The organism is Paenibacillus sp. FSL R10-2734, assembly GCF_037963865.1.
In the GTDB taxonomy this organism is placed as follows: Bacteria; Bacillota; Bacilli; order Paenibacillales; family Paenibacillaceae; genus Paenibacillus_AQ.
Window position 1 is genome coordinate 6,807,507 of sequence record NZ_CP150170.1, and the last position, 17,992, is coordinate 6,825,498.

12 protein-coding genes and 1 riboswitch are annotated in these 17,992 nt (G+C 45.6%); of the genes, 1 reads left to right on the forward strand and 11 read right to left on the reverse strand.

The genetic code is table 11. From position 1 onward, the window contains the following. Positions 1-184 precede the first annotated feature (184 nt). Positions 185-1,663, reverse strand: coding sequence for a potassium/proton antiporter (locus NSS67_RS29600; protein WP_339317351.1), 1,479 nt, complete (start codon positions 1,661-1,663; stop codon positions 185-187). Between the two features lie 164 nt (positions 1,664-1,827). Between NSS67_RS29600 and NSS67_RS29605 the strand changes: the two genes are divergently transcribed. Next, positions 1,828-2,787, forward strand: a complete 960-nt coding sequence (locus NSS67_RS29605; RefSeq protein ID WP_339317353.1) for a GNAT family N-acetyltransferase — start codon at positions 1,828-1,830, stop codon at positions 2,785-2,787. A 1,102-nt stretch (positions 2,788-3,889) separates the two neighbouring features. Here the strand turns inward: NSS67_RS29605 and NSS67_RS29610 are convergent. From NSS67_RS29610 to NSS67_RS29655, 10 genes are all read right to left on the reverse strand, one after another. After that, complete coding sequence (locus tag NSS67_RS29610) at positions 3,890-4,585, reverse strand: discoidin domain-containing protein (RefSeq protein WP_339317354.1); 696 nt, start codon at positions 4,583-4,585, stop codon at positions 3,890-3,892. Next, positions 4,557-6,593 (reverse strand): polysaccharide lyase family protein, encoded by a 2,037-nt coding sequence (locus NSS67_RS29615; protein ID WP_339317356.1) that lies wholly within the window; start codon positions 6,591-6,593, stop codon positions 4,557-4,559. The genes NSS67_RS29610 and NSS67_RS29615 overlap by 29 nt, the downstream gene beginning before the upstream one ends. A gap of 33 nt (positions 6,594-6,626) precedes the next feature. After that, a complete protein-coding gene (locus NSS67_RS29620; RefSeq protein ID WP_339317357.1) occupies positions 6,627-8,138 on the reverse strand; it encodes a glycosyl hydrolase in 1,512 nt (503 codons plus the stop codon). A gap of 153 nt (positions 8,139-8,291) precedes the next feature. Next, positions 8,292-9,836: a glycosyl hydrolase gene (locus NSS67_RS29625; RefSeq protein WP_339317358.1), complete on the reverse strand. Its 1,545-nt coding sequence runs from the start codon at positions 9,834-9,836 to the stop codon at positions 8,292-8,294. A gap of 12 nt (positions 9,837-9,848) precedes the next feature. Next, a riboswitch (cyclic di-GMP riboswitch) is annotated at positions 9,849-9,928 on the reverse strand. A gap of 320 nt (positions 9,929-10,248) precedes the next feature. Then, positions 10,249-11,622, reverse strand: coding sequence for a sugar phosphate nucleotidyltransferase (locus tag NSS67_RS29630; RefSeq protein ID WP_339317360.1), 1,374 nt, complete (start codon positions 11,620-11,622; stop codon positions 10,249-10,251). A gap of 666 nt (positions 11,623-12,288) precedes the next feature. Continuing rightward, the gene (locus NSS67_RS29635; protein ID WP_339317361.1) at positions 12,289-13,629 is read right to left on the reverse strand and encodes a UDP-glucose/GDP-mannose dehydrogenase family protein; all 1,341 of its coding nucleotides are present in this window, start codon (positions 13,627-13,629) and stop codon (positions 12,289-12,291) included. Between the two features lie 4 nt (positions 13,630-13,633). After that, positions 13,634-14,734, reverse strand: a complete 1,101-nt coding sequence (locus tag NSS67_RS29640) for a glycosyltransferase (protein WP_339317362.1) — start codon at positions 14,732-14,734, stop codon at positions 13,634-13,636. Between the two features lie 61 nt (positions 14,735-14,795). Further along, positions 14,796-15,935, reverse strand: coding sequence for a glycosyltransferase family 4 protein (locus tag NSS67_RS29645; protein WP_339317363.1), 1,140 nt, complete (start codon positions 15,933-15,935; stop codon positions 14,796-14,798). Continuing rightward, the gene (locus NSS67_RS29650) at positions 15,935-17,122 is read right to left on the reverse strand and encodes a glycosyltransferase family 4 protein (RefSeq protein ID WP_339317364.1); all 1,188 of its coding nucleotides are present in this window, start codon (positions 17,120-17,122) and stop codon (positions 15,935-15,937) included. The genes NSS67_RS29645 and NSS67_RS29650 overlap by 1 nt, the downstream gene beginning before the upstream one ends. Beyond that, positions 17,109-17,966: a glycosyltransferase family 2 protein gene (locus NSS67_RS29655; RefSeq protein ID WP_339317365.1), complete on the reverse strand. Its 858-nt coding sequence runs from the start codon at positions 17,964-17,966 to the stop codon at positions 17,109-17,111. Before NSS67_RS29655 ends, NSS67_RS29650 begins: the two co-directional genes overlap by 14 nt. Positions 17,967-17,992 lie beyond the last annotated feature (26 nt).

A 17,992-nucleotide genomic window follows, 5' to 3' on the forward strand; every position in this document is an offset into this window, starting at 1 on the left:
AAAACCTCCTATGGTTCATTTATTATAATTGTATTTAGACTCGTTCTAAATCTATATACAATTTAACACACTCTTATGTGATTTGCAACTATTGTGGAGATTATATGTTGCCGATTCTAGCACAACTTATGTTATAACGCCTATTATGTGTGTCACACTTTGGAAAAGACTTCCCTCATCAACGCTAGATTAAAGTAACATTCTCCTCTGCGCTCTTCCCTTTCGTGCTCCGGAAGAAAGCCCTCATCTCATCGCGCTTACTCTTTGGACTTAATACATACACGGTATCCCCAGGTTCAATAACGGTACTTCCATGAGGGGTGACTATCTTTTTATTCCGAATAATCGCCGTAAATAAGATATCGTCTGGCAGCCCAATTTCTGAAATTTTCTGTCCGGCAATCGGCATATAAGGCTCAATTCCAATATGGTTGAACTCAGAGTCCGTCTTGCCGAGAGCAACTAGCTCCATCAGTGAAGGCTGAGCTGAATCCTCTTGCCCCACAAGCTTCAACCGAGAAGCTAGCGGTGAGATACTTGTTCCCTGAATCACCGCTGAGGTCAGCACGACGAAGAATACAACATTGAAGAATAATCGTCCGTGCGGTAGATCGGCCAGCAGAGGATAAGTGGCTAGCACAATTGGAACGGCTCCACGAAGTCCGGCCCAGGAAATCAGTGTCTTTTCACGGATCGAGTATTTGGAGAAATGGAGACTTATAAATACACCGATTGGCCTAGCCACAACCATCAGGATGACGGATAATAAGATGCCTTGCCAAGCCACTTCCACCAGCTCCTGTGGAAATACCAGCAGCCCCAGTAGAATGAACATAAATATTTGCATCATCCAAGCAAAGCCATGATTAAAATTCATAATGGTCCGATGATACATCAGCTCGGAATTGCCAAGGGTAAGGCCCATAACATAAACAGCCAGCAACCCGCTGCTATGTACCCATGCGGCTACCCCATAGGTCAGAACAGCAAACCCGATGGCCATTACTGGATAAAGACCTGTGGAATCCAGATTAATTCGATTGATGGAGTACACCGCGAGCTTACCTAGCACTAAACCGAGCACTAAACCAATGCCCATCTCCCATATAAAAGACAACAAGAGCCCCCATATCGCCATTTCCGGATGTTGTATCCATTCGATCAGCGATACGGTTAAAAAAACCGCCATTGGATCATTGCTTCCTGATTCTGCTTCTAGCGTCGAGGTTAGACGTTTATCGATGTTCTTGCCGCCGAGTACCGAAAAGACAGCCGCCGCATCTGTCGATCCAACGATCGCTCCAAACAGAAAGCTTTCTGCCCATGACACATCGAGGATCAGCTTGGCGAATACCCCAACAATGGCTGTCGTCAATATTACGCCTAATGTTGAAAGCGATAATGCTGGCCGAATAACAGGCTTAATATCCTTAATATTCGTCTGCATGCCACCTTCGAATAGAATGACAACCAATGCGAAAATCCCGGCCATTTGCGTTAAGGAAGCATTGTTAAAAAAAACAAATTGGCTTAGCACCATCCCCGCAGCAAGGAAAAGCACTAGAGCTGGCATTCCAAATTTAGTGGAGAACTTGGTGGAAAATACGCCTACAAGTAGGAGCGCTGCCAGCAATAATATAATATTATCTGCAAGTTGGGACACCGATTATTCACTTCCCTTTTTATTTATGTACGTTATTACCCTTATCTATATCCTTTTGAAGACATTGAATAATATAAACAAGATTGGAGATTTCATTCCCCGGGCCTTATACTTTATGTAAATGCTTTCTCCCCATCGTGTGTACATATAGGAGGCTAAATGTTATGCAATTAAGATTAATTAAACCTACGGAGCTGGACCAAGCGGCTCTGCTCGCAGATTCCATCTTTCGTGAACCGGGTGCCACTTCAATGCAAGAACTGTTTCCACTTATTTTCCGCCCTGGACTCAGTCATTCCTACGCCGCTGTTGCCGAGGACGGAAAGGTTGCAGCTTTCATGGGACTCGTCCCCTCAACGCTCAAGACTGGAGATGCTCTCCTGAACGTATTCTCCATAGGCGCAGTCTGCACCGATCCGGCTTTTCGTGGCCAAGGACTAGCCGGTCAGCTTCTGGAGAAGTGCCAGAGCCACGCTGCGGAAGCTGGGGCATCGCTGATTTTTGTCTCGGGTGACCGTTCACTGTACACCCGAGCGGGTTGCGTACCGTTCGGAGGTACGCAATTTGCCGAGCTGAACGCAAGCTCGGCTCAGGTACTTGCAGCCGCAGCAGGGGAAGAATGGACGCTGCGGCCAATGCAGCCGGGCGACTTCTTCGCCGTCTACCGGCTGCTGAATGAATGCGAAGCCGGACATGTATACAGTCCGGGTGAGCTGGCGCTGCTGCTGGGTACCGAGGCTTACGCGGGTGCGATGGGCTTAGCCCAGCGCACACTCGTAGCCGTTCGGGACGGCAGCATCGAGGGGTTCGCCGCGGTGGCTGTGCCAGCGGCGGATGTGCCGTCGCCGAGCTCGGCGACGGCGGTGGAATGGGCCGGCCAGCCAAGCGCGGTAGCGGCGCTGCTGGCCAAGGCGGCTTTGTGCGGCGGCGTTGGCGCGCTGCAAGTGCCTGTGCCGTGGCAGGAGCGCAGCCTGCTCGCGCTCCTGCGTGACGCCGGCGCCAGCTTAAGCGCCGGCGCGAACAGCGGGACGGTCTGCATCGCAGACAGGGAAGCGCTTTTGCGGCAGACCGAAGGATGCCGCAAGGGCCTCGACTTGTCGTCCGTGCAGGACGACAGGAGCTGATCTCGCTGCTATTTGATCCAGCGAGCCCGCTTCGGGCCTCTGATTCGTCAGAGGCTTCCGACGCCATTCCTTTGCCGTATATGTCTGGGCTTCGTTTCATTTAACGGATTTAAATAAGAAGAAACAAAAACCGTCCTTTTTTAGGGACGGTTTTTGTTTCTTCGAGAAAGAGAAGGATAATTTATGCCGTGGAACATATAAATTCTGATCTATGAGCAAAATCACCCTCGCGGGTGAATAAGCCTCTGTTAACCAAACTCCCCCACCTTCTGCACTCAGTCTAAGACATGGTGATGGCGCGTAATCTTCGAAATAAGGTCTCCTGAGTCCGCATGATGTCTCTACCGTGAGTTACTTGGTGTATTTTGCGCGTTTCAGACCCCAACGGACCCCATTGCAGTTATTTTTGTTTTTCGGCCCATTTTACGCCATTTTCGGACTGCATAGCTCTTATTGCACATGATTTGCTCGATATTGGGCCATATTTATGTGAATAGCTGCAACTGTGTCCGATAGCTCGAATAAATAGCCCAATTCTTCGAAATAAGGTCTCCTGAGTCCGCATGATGTTTCTGCCGTGAGTTACTTGGTGTATTTTGTGCGTTTCGGACCCCAACGGACCCCATTGCAGTTATTTTTGATTTTCGGCCCATTTTGCGCCATTATCGGACTGCATAGCTCTTATTGCCCATGATTTGCTCGATATTGGGCCATATTTATGTGAATAGCTGCAACTGTGTCCGATAGCTCGAATAAATACCCCAATTCTTCGAAATAAGGTCTCCTGAGTCCGCATGATGTCTCTGCCGTGAGTTACTTGCTGTATTTCGAGCGTTTCGGACCCCATTGCAGTTATTTTTGATTTTCGGCCTATTTTGCGCTAGTTTCGGACTGCATAGCTCTTATTGCACATGATTTGCTCGATATTGGGCCATATTTATGTGAATAGCTGCAACTGAGGCCGATAGCTCGAATAAATAGCCCAATTCTTTGAAACAAGGTCTCCTGAGTCCGCATAATGTTCTCTACCGTGAGTTACTTGGTGTATTTTGCAGGTTATTCAGTATGCACTAACAACGATTATATAAATTCAAATGATTGCTTATTCTCTGGAGTACACCTGTAACTCTTGAATAGACCAATAATTCCCGCCAGCTCCGGTCTGTAGAATTTTGAGATACCGTGTCTTTACCTTAGAGAAGGATATCTTAGTAAGCTCTTTCGTGCCTTTTCCTGACGTGAGTTTGTTCCAGTTTTGAGCATCGTCAGAAATATAAAGTGCATAGTTTCTTGGATAATCAAAAGGTGATAACGTGCTGTCTAAATCTATCCTTTCAATTTCATGTGCTTCACCCAGATCAATCTGAAAATACTCACCAGAAACCTGATGTTTTCCAGTGTCCCAACGTGTACGCCGATCCCCATCAATGGCCAGATTCGGAGCTGACGCCGCCGTATTCACATTAGAGGACACCTTCCACTTTGTCCGATCCAGAGGAACCAATCCGGTAGCTGTAATCTGAACTTTATCGGACAGCAGATTTGAGCCTGACACTCTTACTGCATAGGTGTATAAAGTTCCTTCTTGTAAATTATGATCCGTGTATTCTGTAAGCTTCACATCGGTAGCGATCACTTTCATTTCCCCACCGCTACCATCAGCCCGAAGCAGCTCATAGCTTGCTCCCGGTGCCTCCAACCAATTTAATTTTACAGATAAACCTTTTATTGCTACGGCTTTGAATCCTTTAGGTGCCGATGGCTTTACTTCAGAGGAAGGCTGCAAAATATACTGCACAGCCTCTCCTGGAGCAAGTCTCCGTAAAGGTTAACGTGGGAGTAGCCTTTTTCCCTGTTACATAACTTCTTGCTTTTTCATACGTATCCCCGTTTCCAAAACGTTCCCCTTCATACACACCGTTGTTCGGCATGGTCACATTTACACTCACGGTCTGTGGGGTAGACTCAAAGTTAACGAAATTAACCAGTACCTTATTTGAGGTCGCTCCGCTACCCGCAAGAGGCTTCAATGTAGAAGTATCCACGGCGCGAACATAAACCAGCTTATCAGCTAACACATCTTTGTTTGCAACTTGGTAAGTTAATGGAGCTCCATGCGTAGCATAAGCAAGACTGAGCCTTCTCATAATGCTGACACGTGAATCCTCGTTCTCTTTTGTATAATAAATTTCTGTGGTCGCCGGATCATTCTCTTCTAAATTAAACCCGTATTTGAATAAACTGAAATCCTTAAAAAAAGCAGCATGCTGCACAAACATATCTGCATAACCAATATGTGCACGCATGATCCGATCGAATACAGCCGCTGTCCGCTCCGTTGCCCCGTATTGATAGGCGTCCACATGACTGTCCGACGTACCAAATTCAGTGGTCAGCATTTTTTTGCTAAGTCCATTGTCTGCACCAGCGAAGGTCTTCATATTCTCAGTAAAGCTTCCCCCATTGCTAAAAATATAAGAGTCGCCATAGGAATGTCCATTGGTCAAATCCGTAACCTTCTCCAGCTCCATACGCTGCTCTGAATCACGTTCCCAGCCATCCGGATCTCCACATGCCTTCCCAGTTCCCTTCTGATTACCGCAGGAATCCTCACTGTAGCTCGGCCAATACGCCCAGCCTGGAGCAACGGTTTGTAAATGGGGCGCGATTTGCTTGCCCTTTTTATTTAGCCAGTCCGCAATCGCCAAGTTAACGGCCTTAGAACGATTGAATAACCCTGGTTCATTATCTACCTCATAGTATTGAAAATAGGGGCTATATTGTTCAAAATAATCTGTCAGCTTTTTCTCCGCATCAGCGGGCAACGATCCATCTGCCTTCAGCTTAATATCACCAGTATGCAAGTACAGAGCAACCGCCTGCATATTGTAATCCTGCAATACCTTATAATATTCCATCATATTCGAGCAAGATCTCCCGACATCACTGGCACAGCTGGTACGCATCACATTACCGCTATAAGCCATACCTAGCCATTTGATAACATAAGGCAAGTGCGTAACTGCACCTTCATCAAAATAAAATTGCTTATTATTCACTACTGTTCCGGTTAGTGTATAGCTGCCATGAATAGGCTCAGAAATTGGAGCGTTAAGAGATTCTAAACGGAGATTATCCCATGTCCACCAGGAATATTCGTCTTCTTTGTCACTGCAATATAAACAGCGAACCGTTTGCAGCTTCAATTCGTTCGTTCCTATCTTCAATTGCTCCTTGGGAATATATAATTCATAGGTCTTTTGAAAGCTATATTCACTTTCTGTGCCGGCAACGCCCGCAATTTGAATGATCCCAGACAATTGATGATTGGAAAACACACTCATTTGCGGCACGGATTTATAAGCATCCAGAATTCCTACGCTAAATAAGACTCCATTCTCTGGGATCTTATTTAGCTGATATGTGATCTTTAATTCCGGCTGGGTCTTTCCATTCAAGCCTGCAGGTAAGCTCTGAAGAGCCGATGATTTGAGCGCTCCAGTAGTAACATTAAATACCTTCTTGCTGCCAGAAGTGCCACTCGCAGCGAATTCAGCTGCTGATCCATCATGTTGTCCGAGATTCCAGATCACAGTACCATCCGGTATTTTTGCTGCAATATCAGTTCCTGTAGCTAGTCTCGGTATATTGGCGCCTACCTTATAATCGTTCGTCTTATTCGTTCCGAAAACAGAGACAGACAACAGAAACAAGACGGTTAATGCGGCGAATTTCAGTAATAACAGTAATGGTTTGTTTGCAGATATCTTATTTTTTCTATTAGATATTCTCCTCGTTATTCCCATCCATTGGTCCTCTCTTTCTTCCGGAATACTAGATTAAGGAAGGAACAATGCTCCTTGTGGAATTACCTGCCGCTTCTGGCTTGAACTCTCCCACAGCAACTGAAGATTGGCATCTCCTTCATTCTCATAATATTCAATTTGGATATCATAAAGCGTTCCGGCTGTGAGCGGGATACTTCCTTTATGAAGGGTTGCACTTTGATTTTTCCAATTGTCGATGACCAGCTTTCCGTCTATCCAGACACGGACTCCATCATCAGAGGATGCCGACATCGTATATTTTTCATTGAATTTGGGCTTGAGTTTCCCTTTCCAGCGTACGGAAAAATGATCTTCATTAATCTCCGAGGCAGGTGATCCACCATGCCAATTAAAATCAATCTTCCGGTCATCGCGGATAAGTACCGCTTCTCCCTCTAAATCAGTATTGTTATAGTATTCGCCAGTTAAACCCGTTGGGGTTACCGGAGCTATCGAAGGGCCTCCTGTTGTGAGAATATAATCCTCTCTCGATACAATAAACGAATCATTCATAAAGCTTTTAATGGACTGTAGCGTATTATTTTCTGTCAGTAATTTTCCCCAGGTCATCATATAGACCCATTTATTTTGTTTCTCGGTTAATACATCCGGGTTTGGCAGCTGCCCACTCTCCCCGATTCCGATAGGCTTACCTTCAGCAAGTTCGAGTAAATCCTCATAGTAGGACTGCTTATAATCGTTATTGTAGATATCCGCAGCCAGAACATCGAGTTTATCCGCACCGGGATAATATGCAGCATAAGGATCTGCCCATTCATTCGGCGCATTCGGATTCCACACCCACAGTAGATTATTCAGTTTGTGTATGTTTACAAAACGATCATAGACAATATTCCAAAGCTCTGAGAAATTCTCCTTTTTCCCCCACCAAAACCAACCGCCATTCATTTCATGATAAGGTCTCCATAAGACTGGAACTCCGGCATCACGCAGCTGTCCTAGATATCCAGCTATCTCGTCTAGATCTGAGATTAGACTCTTATACTGAACCGTCCCAGGTGTTATATAAGCATTAAACTTCTCTTGACTGAGACTTTTGTTTACATTGGACCATTCTGGAGATGTTCCTGGTAAACTTTGATGGAATGTCATGGCTACAATGCCACCCTCTTGATGCCATTCAATTGCACTGTCTATAACAGCTTGTCGCTGCTTCGCGATAGTCCCTCCGGATTGGTTATTAATTGCTCCCAATTCATAACCATGTAGAACGGCATTTTGTCCCGAAGTATTCTTCAGCTTATGAACCAGTTCATCTGGACTTTCTAGATAATCATGCTGGCCAGACAGGATCCCTTTGCCACGTAGATCCACCAAATTACTCAGCAGTTGCTTGGCTTCCTCAGAAGCCGATGGATTGCTTGGTATAGCGGGAGGGAGAGAGGAAGAAACACTCCTAGCCTTCGGAAGACTCTTAACCTCTCCCCAAGGCAGCAAGGAAAAAATAATAAACACTGGTAATATAGTAAACAACAGTCTGTTGCTCTTATAATATTTACGCAAATAAATCCTCCTTTCGGTAGCTATACTGCCTCTACAGGTACTAAATAAACATACCTGTTATCGGACAATCTTCTTCTGACCTAATGAGGACTATAGCTTAGTAGCTCTGCAATATCGCAGAGCCACTAAGGATTGACCTTTAATTTTCATCAATCAGGAGACATCCGGAAGAAAAAGTGCACTTGCTGGAACTGTCTCTTTAGCTTGACTAGCACTTTCCCACATCAAGCGGACTCTCGCATCGCCTTCATTCTCGTAATACTCCACCTTGATATCGTAAAGCTGGCCAGCCTTCAGCGTTATATTGCCCTTACGCTCAGTACCACTTTGCTTAGTCCAACTATCAATCACGGATTCCCCATTCACCCAAACACGGATGCCATCATCTGAGGTAGTGTAAATTGTATATTGCTCATCGTATAAAGGTTTGATTTTTCCACTCCAACGTATGGAAAAACGATCAATCCCGAGCGCGGCATCCGGCGGTCCTTGACGCCAATTAAAATCGATTATTGCATCAGTTCTAGTTAGAGCTGCTGCTCCCGACAACTGCATGTTGTTGTAATACTCTCCTACAAGCCCCTTCGCGAGAGGAATTGCTGCCTCTCCCTCTTCTTCGGAAGGCGCCGGTGTTGCGCTAGGTGTGGGTGCCAGACTAGTATTTAATTTATCTCTAGTCACGGTATAGTTGCTATTCATAAATGTTTTGATTGTGTCTGAACTGTTATTCTCGTAAAGCATTTTCCCCCAGGTCATCATATACGTCCATTTACTTTGTGATTGCTGAAGCTTCTCCACATTAGGCATTTCACCATTCTCCCCGATCGCAATCGGTTTGCCTGCGGCTAGATTCAACAAGCTGTCATAGTATTTTTGCTGGTAATCATTATCGTATATATCTGCTGCCAGAATATCTACTTTATCAGCGCCTGGATAAGTTAGCGTATAAGGATCTGACCAAACGTTGGGAGCATTCGGATTCCATACCCATAACAAATTATTTAATTTATGAACGTTAACAAAACGGTCATACATAATATTCCAAAGTTCAGCAAAGTTATTTTTCTTCCCCCACCAGAACCAGTTCCCGTTCATTTCATGATAGGGTCTCCAAAGCACCGGAACATTGGCATCGCGCAAGCTTTTGAGGGATACTGCCACCTTATCAAGTTCTGCGATCAGACTATTATATTGCTTGGTACCCGGAGTAACGTAACTGTCAAACTCACGCTGGCTAAGTGTCTTTTTTACATTATCCCAGTCATAAGAGGTGCCCGGCAGATTAGCATGGAAGGTCATAGCTACAATGCCGCCCGCTTTATTCCAGTTGATGGCGCTGTTCACCACATTTTGACGTTGCCAGGCCATCGTTCCTTCTGACTGACCACTGATCGCACCCAGCTCATAACCGTGAAGAGCCGCATATTGTCCGCTAGTTCCCTTTAACATATTGTTAATTTCATCTGGACTTTCTAAATAGTCATGTTGACCTGCAAGGATACCTTTTCCTGAGATCGAATAAAAATAGTTAAGTAGCTTTACAGCTTCAGGAGAGGCTCCTGGGGTAACTGGCGTTTCAGAATTTGAAGCAGCTATGACAACAGACGGCGAAATTCCAACAGTAAGCGGAAGTGCAGTCAGAAACAGGACTAGAGACAGAAATGCGCCAAACAATCGATACGTGCGGTAAGCTTTCAAAATGATCTCCCTTTCGGTAGCCAGGCTGCCACTCTTTCGAAGGCCCTTTAGCTTTGCGTCCCTACCTTTCGATAGGTTTGCCTTTTCAGTTTATAGAGGTTGTTCAAAAAGTCCGCTTTTGATCACGAAGTATTCCAAGAAGATTATTCGACATCGAATATTGAATTCAGGCGAAACTTCCGGTGCTCACGTAGCTTCCACTACGCTCCGCTCCTCAGTTTCTACCTTCATCCAATCTTCTCGGTGCTGAAAACCGTACTTTTTGAACTCGCACTATAGAGAAATAATTTCTCTCACCGTAAATATCGACACCATTTAATGATATAATTAGAGTTTTTATGACTTTTTTAGATAATTGAGTCATTTTACCTGTTTCAAGAAATTTCGGATTGGTTAAATAGATAGGTTAGACCTATGAAATGAATTGTTGTAGTTCTATATCATTCCAGTCTAAAGTAATACGAATATTATCTTCTTCTACTAGTTCAGAACCCGTCTGTACCTCTATAAACTCAACATCAGTCAAAGCAAGGATAGCGTGCTTCGTTCCTTCCGGTATACGTACCACATCCCCAGCCTTTACATTGTGTTTTTTCTCATTCAGCACAATACTTGCTTCACCGCTAACGATCGTCCAAATTTCACTACGCTTGCGATGTAATTGATAGCTGATATTATTCCCCTCGGATATAAAAATCCGTTTGGTCAGCACTTCGTTGCCCTCATCATATTTCACATAATCAATAACCTTGTAATGGCCCCAGCGGCGTTCCTCGTACATCGGTCTCTGTTCAAAGGTCTTCAGCACTTCTTTAATCCGTGGGCTCTCCGCCTTATGGGTAACTAGAATCCCATCCGGGCTAGCCGCGATGATCAGATCCTTCGCACCAATTACCGTGATCGGAATATCCAGCTCATTAATCAAGCAAGTGCCTTCAGAATCTGCCGTCACAAAACCTTTTCCTACATGCTTGCTGCTCATTTCCTCTGTCAGTGTATTCCACGTTCCAAGATCCTTCCAGAATCCATCATACGGCTGCACCACAATATGTTCTTCTTTCTCCACCACTTCATAATCAAAGCTGATGGAAGATAATAGCTTATACTGCTTCTGCAATTCTTCATATCCTAAAGGCAACCCTTTACGCTGCAAAATATCTAATAAGTACCCTAAGCGAAAGGCAAACACTCCGCAATTCCACAATGCATTTTGTTCGATGAGCTGTTCTGCTTGTAAGCGGTCTGGTTTCTCTTGAAAATGACTCACCTTCATAAAACCATTTCCCCCCGCCTCTTCGGTGGTAGGAATGATATATCCGTATTTCTCTGAGGCATGTTCAGGAACAACACCCATTAGAGCAAGGTTTGCTCCACTCTCCAGCATGGTCCCCTCAAGCATGGCTATGGTATCGAAAAAGGATGCTTCTACATAAGGATCAACAGGCAAAATCGCTACCGTCTCCGCTGGAGAAACACCTGCAACCGAATAAAGATAGGTAGCTGTTAAGGCGATTGCCGGAAAAGTATCCCGACGCTCCGGTTCAACGATAATCGGCACATGACTTCCCAACTGGCTTTGTATCATTTCTACTTGGCCACGGCCGGTAGCTAAATAAGACGATTCTGCCATCCCTGCTTCCTCCAGCTGTCTCCAAACACGTTGTACCATGGACTCTGGTTCACCTTGAGGGCTTTCAAGTACCTTTAGAAATTGCTTTGAACGTGAGTCGTTGGACAACGGCCATAACCGTTTACCTGAACCGCCTGATAGAAGTACCATTTTCATAGAATGAACCCTCCTTAATATATGGAAATGAGATCATTGAATTGTTATCAAAACGTTTAGCTTCCGCTTAGCCTTAGTTCGAGCGGAAGCATTTTCAAAAAAATTTATTAGGTATGAACCACTACAAGGGATTTTGGACTTCCGATCGCTGTTATCCTCAGATTTCCTGATTTGAACCGCTTCTAGCGGTAGAAATCCGAGGATAGCATATGCTTTCGAAGCTAGCTTTCCTACGGAAATCTTTCGGGCGAACACTCCGTTTCTACAGTTCCAAATTCCCCTTCCGTTCTTTACCTAAGGCAAATTCTTCTTAATGCTTGATCCGTGCGCACCGGGCTGTACCAGCCGGAAGCGAGCACGTTTTTCTAAAGATTCGCTTCTGCTCCGGGGGAGGCAGCAGCCAACGCAAGTACTACTACAACAACAAGGTTATCTGCTACTGCGAAAAACAATCAGATTGCTTAAAACTTAAGATAAGGGAACGGAGTGACGGAGGGGAATTTTGGAACTGGAGGAGCGATAGCGTCCGCCTTTGTCTGCGGATTTCCACCGCTATTAGCGGTTAAAATCAAGAAATCTGCAGACAACAGCGGCCGGAAGTCCAAACATTCACCGCAGTCGCGACTGACACTTAACACAAAAATTCTCAAGTTCAATATATATAGTCTAGACCACCCCAGCCACACTAGCAGAATAACCGCTCAATCCACCCATCTGCGGGCGGCCAACAGAATGATAAACAAGGCCGGTACCCTCGATTTGCTCTTTGGAATACACGTTGCGCCCATCGATCAGCACCCCGTTACGCATGCTTTTCGCCAGCTGATGCAGATCAATGTCCTTGAGTAAGCTCCAATCGGTCAGCAGACATACAGCATCGCTCCCCTCAGCAGCTTCCTCTGGAATGTTGCACCAGCGAAGCTGCGGATGATCGTATTGCTGCCTGAAATTAGTAGCTGCGATTGGATCATATAGTTTGACTGTTGCCCCTTCAGCCACCAGCGCCTCAACAATCTCTCTGGCTGGAGCTTCGCGGACATCATCAGTATTAGGCTTGAAGGCAAGACCCCATATCCCAATTGTCGAACCGCGTAGACTGCCAAGTGATTCATGCAGCTTGGAGATGATCATGAACCGTTGTCCCTTGTTCACCTCAACCACAGATTTCAATAGTTTAAATTCGTAATCGACATTGCCCGCAATTTGAATGAGCGCATTCGTGTCTTTCGGGAAACAGGAGCCTCCATAACCGATACCAGCCTGCAGGAAGGATGACCCGATTCTTTGGTCCATACCCATTCCTTCTGCTACCTCAGTTACATCAGCTCCCACTTTTTCGCAAATATTGGCGATCTCATTAATAAAGGAGATTTTAGTGGCCAAAAATGCATTCGAAGCATATTTAATCATTTCTGCACTGCGTATATCTGTTACAAATACATTTTCTGTGAAACCCTTATGAAGCTCGCGCATGGTTGGTTCCAGCTCTGGATTATCAAGACCAATGACAATTCTGTCGGGATGAAGTGTATCGCGAATCGCTGAACCTTCACGTAAAAATTCAGGTGCAGACACGATATCAAAAGGATGATGGGTAGACTTAGAGATCATTTTGGAGATCTTCTCATTTGTCCCTACTGGAACTGTAGATTTAGTCATTATAATTTTGTACCCTTCCATCGCTTTAGCGATTTCAGTGGCTGCACCCTCAATATAAGTTAAGTCTGCTTCACCATTAGGCAGTGATGGCGTACCTACAGCAAGGATGATAATATCTGAACGGCGCACCGAATCCTGAAGATCCGCAGAAAAGGATAACCGCTCCTCCCGAAGATTCAGTTCAATCATTTCTTCGATTCCCGGTTCATAGATGGGCGATTCCATCCGTTTCAGCTTCATAATCTTTTCCTCGTCCTTATCCACACAGATGACATGATGTCCGCCTAGTGAAAAGCACACACCAGATACAAGACCCACATACCCAGTACCGATTACTGTCAGCTTCATACAATCATCCTCCTTTTAGAAAATTGACGTAGGCCTGCTCAACATACTGCTTGAACTTAACCATAAATGCCTGCTCATCGAATTTACGTGCATGCTCCATGATTTGATCGATATCCCAAGCGTAAGACTCTACCTCATAAATAGCCTTTAGTAGATCCTCCACTTCTTGATGCTGAAAGAACACACCGTTTACATAAGGAATAATAGTATCTAGTGCACCACCTGCTTGATAAGCAATTACCGGTCTTCCTGCAGCGTTCGCTTCCAGCGGTGTGATTCCAAAGTCCTCTTCACCTGGAAAAATAAATGCTCTACACTGCGCCATCATTCCTGTCACTTGCTCATCTTCTAGCCGGCCTAGAAACGATACATTTCCCTTAGCCATGCCTTCAAGACGCTTGCGATCTGGTCCATCCCCTACGATATAAAGCTTAAGACCGTTACGGTTAAAAGCCTCTACTGCCAGATCAATCCGCTTGTAGGAGACAAGTCGAGATACAATTAAATAATAGTCACCTATAGTAGAAGAGCTTGTAAACCGGGCTGTATTAATCGGTGGAAATATGACATCTGCATCCCGGTGATAATAATTCTGAATCCTCGTCTTCACTACTGAAGAATTGGCTACGAACTGATTCACATTTTTGGAAGTCCGCTGGTCCCATGTTTTGAGTTGCTGCATGTATACCTTAAGCATTTTCTTGAACAACCCGGAATTCGACTGACGTTCCATGTAGGTGTCATAATCCCATGCGAAGCGCATAGGCGTATGGCAGTAACAAAGATGAAACGTATGTTTAGGAACTTGAATACTTTTCATAAAAGCACTGCTGGAACTCAGGACGATATCGAAACCGCGAAAGTCCAAATCACGGATGGCCATTGGATAAAGTGGCAGCACCCCTTTAAAATTGGTCTTTACCCCCGGAATCTTTTGCAGCCAGGAGGCACGGATATCCGCATCTTTGAGATTATCAGTAAGGCGGCTTCCATTAAAAACCGTTGTGTAGATTGGAGCCTCGGGATACATGTGATGAAAGACTTCCACCACTCTTTCCGCGCCGCCCATTTGGATTAAGTAATCGTGCGCTATCGCAATTTTCATGTGAATCATCCTCAAAGTTTTATGGAGCATCGTCTTCAGAATTACCGCGTCATATCAACTGTCAGGTGCTCGCCAACAAACCTTTATAGTAGTCAACGATGTCCTTGACCGTATTCTCGATAACAAAATGCTCCTTCACTCGTTTCATCCCATTATCCGCCATCCGTCGTCTTTCTTCTGGGTGATCCAGCATCCACTTTATGGAGTCTGCCAGTATCGCCGCGTCACCAGGCTCTATCAGTAATCCTGTCTCACCTTGAACTACAATTTCTACCGGTCCGCCTTCATTGGAGGCGATAACTGGTAATCCTGCTGCCATTCCTTCAACGATAACTTGGCCAAAGGGCTCAGGAGTTACCGAGGTGTGAATCAGTAAATCGGCAGTATTCATAAGGCCTTGAATATCATCCACATGCCCCAGCATGCTTACATTAGTAAGCTCGTCGTTTTTTATCTTTTGAAGCAATTCCTGCTTATAAGCTTCTTCTCCAAATAGAGCGTCACCGGCCAGCCAGAACTTCACACGAGGTTCGTTCTTAAAGCTTTTTGCGGCTTCCAGCACAATATGCTGCCCTTTCCAATGCGCCAATCGACCAACTAGCAATACGTTAAAATCCTTCTGGTCCCGCTTACCTATCCCATTACCAATCGCTTTAGCGAATGCGGAGTAAACGACCAGCGTTTTCTTCGAACGCGGCAGCTCCAAAGCATTCAGCGTTGAATGTGAATTCGCGATGACTCCATTGGGGAGCAGACGCGACAGCAAACGAATTCCTTTGGCAACGATAGGCTTTAAATAAGGGGCTCCAATATGGTCCCGGATGTGCCAAATCAATGGAACGCCCGCTATTTTAGCAGCGATTGCTCCGTATAATGCAGATTTCAGGGAATTGGTGTGCACGCAATCTACCTTTTCCTCTTTTAAGAGCGGAGCGAGCTTGCGACCATAAGCCAACAACTTGAAGGCTGCAGCAGGCGCTCCCAAATTGACGGCATTTCTACCACGACTTCTGATGCTCTCATCTAGCGGAATAATACGGACATCCATCCCTTTTTCACGTAGCCGTTCAGCCAGTGCACCATCCTCAGCCAGGATTACAAGTGGATCAATCTGTTCTCCAATATGGGTAAGGATGTTAAACAAGGCAACTTCTCCACCACTCCATTTAGCAGTGTGATCGATATAAGCCACTCTAAGCATTACATGGTCACCTCCTCTCCTAAGGTTTGTAAGAACACGGATTCTACTTGATCCGTAACATGCTCCCAGGTGTATCTCTCCAGAACATGCTCTCTGCATTCATCCCGGCTCGGAAGCAGCTTTCGATTGCTAAGCATATGAATCATGCCTTCGGCCATATGGTCACTACTTGAACTCTTAAATAGCAATTCCGGCCGGAAGCCTTGTAAAATCTCCTTATTTCCGCCAATTGGTGTAGCCATTACAGGCAAGCCTGAAGATAAGGCTTCAACGGTAATCAAACCAAAGCCCTCCAATGCCTGTGAGGGAACCACGAACATGTCCGCTGCCTGATAATAAGAGGCTAGTTCATGATCGGGAATGTAGCCTAGCAGTCTTACCTTGTTGCTTAAGCCATAGTCGGCGATCTTTTCTTCCAGCTCCCCTCGCAGCGGCCCTTTGCCACCAATCAGCAGAATTGCATTCGGGAAACGCTCCGTAACTTGCTTCCAGGCTTCAAGCAGCTGCAGTAGTCCCATCCGATTGACCAACCGCCGAACAGTCAGCACGGTTGTTGCTCCCTCAGGTAAATTCAAGGTTCGGCGAATCGCCAATCGATTCGTAGCAGGAATAAAACGTTCCACATTAGCTGCTCCTGGTATCACTATAATTTTGTGTAGAGGCACTCCGTGCAGCTTATGGAGAATATCTCGGAACGTTTCACTAAGCACGATGAACTTATCCGCTAGCTTATAGGCTCTATGTTCAATGGATTTGGCGATGGTTGTCTTGACCCGGTGCTTAATGCCTTGGCCTTCGATTTTCATTTCTTCATTCCATGGACCATGAAAGGTCATCACTACAGGAATCCCACGTTTCTTTGCTTCCATTGCTGGACCAATACCATAAGGAGCGAAATGAGAGTATAAAATATCTATACGGCCACTACCCTCTCCCATCAGATCAGCCGCTTTACGCTGGAAAGCATCCTTACGCTTCCAAATTCCATCCTTTGGATCTCCGGCATTGTGAATAATTAATTCCTCAGGGGTTGCAGGCGTCTCTTGACTGCAAATCAGCGCATGCACCCGATTACGTGAGGAGAGTTGCTCGCAAACGGATTTGAAATACGTGTTAAGCCCACCCGGCTGTAGCGACGGCCAGCTAAGGCCAGTCGTCATAATGTTCAATCCGTCACTGTACGGCATAGCTTCTCTCTCCTTTATTCTCCTTCTCGGTCTGACTCTTCTTTGTATTGTGCTGAGCCAGTTTTCCCGATCTAATCAATTCATAATGCTTGAAGCCGACCATGAATTCATACATGACCCAGAATACGGATACGCCGAAGCCTGACATTCCCTTCTTGAACAAACCGTGTAAGAAATACTTTTGCAGGAAACGGGCTGGTGGTCTTAACAGCAGATGACTGACCCGAAATCGTTTGCCCTTGGCATACGCACTTTCAGCTTCCAAATCAGTGTACTTATTAAAACGTGCCACATGATCGTTAATACTGCGGTAGCCATAATGCCAGAGAGTTCCTGTCAAACGTATGGTTCGCTCTTCAGAGACCTCGGGCATCTCGTGCACCAAGCTGTTTCGAATTCCATACGCTTTGCGGTTGTAAAGGCGCACTAGATACTCTCCACGATCCAGCCATCTCCCCATAAAGTCGCCGATCCGGTAGATAGAATAGGCAGCCGATTGATCTATAAGCCCCGGTTTCAGTTCAAGAATACTTGCGGCCAACTCGTCGCTGACCACTTCGTCAGTATCAATAAGGAAGACCCAATCATGAACCGCGCGTTCTACTCCGAACTCCCTCTGTTTCGCATATCCGGGCCAAGGATTGACGTATACACGACAATTTAAGCTTTCGGAAAGCTGAGCTGTCCCGTCTTTGCTGCCTCCGTCAATCACAACCACTTCGTCGGCGAATAACCTGCAGGATTGTATGGCCTTAGATATTCGAACTTCGTCATCCTGAGCGATAATGACAGCCGATATTGGATAATTGCCTTGGCCGCCTACCACGCTTTTTACTGAATCCATGAAGGTTTCCTCCTTTAGCTTTCGCA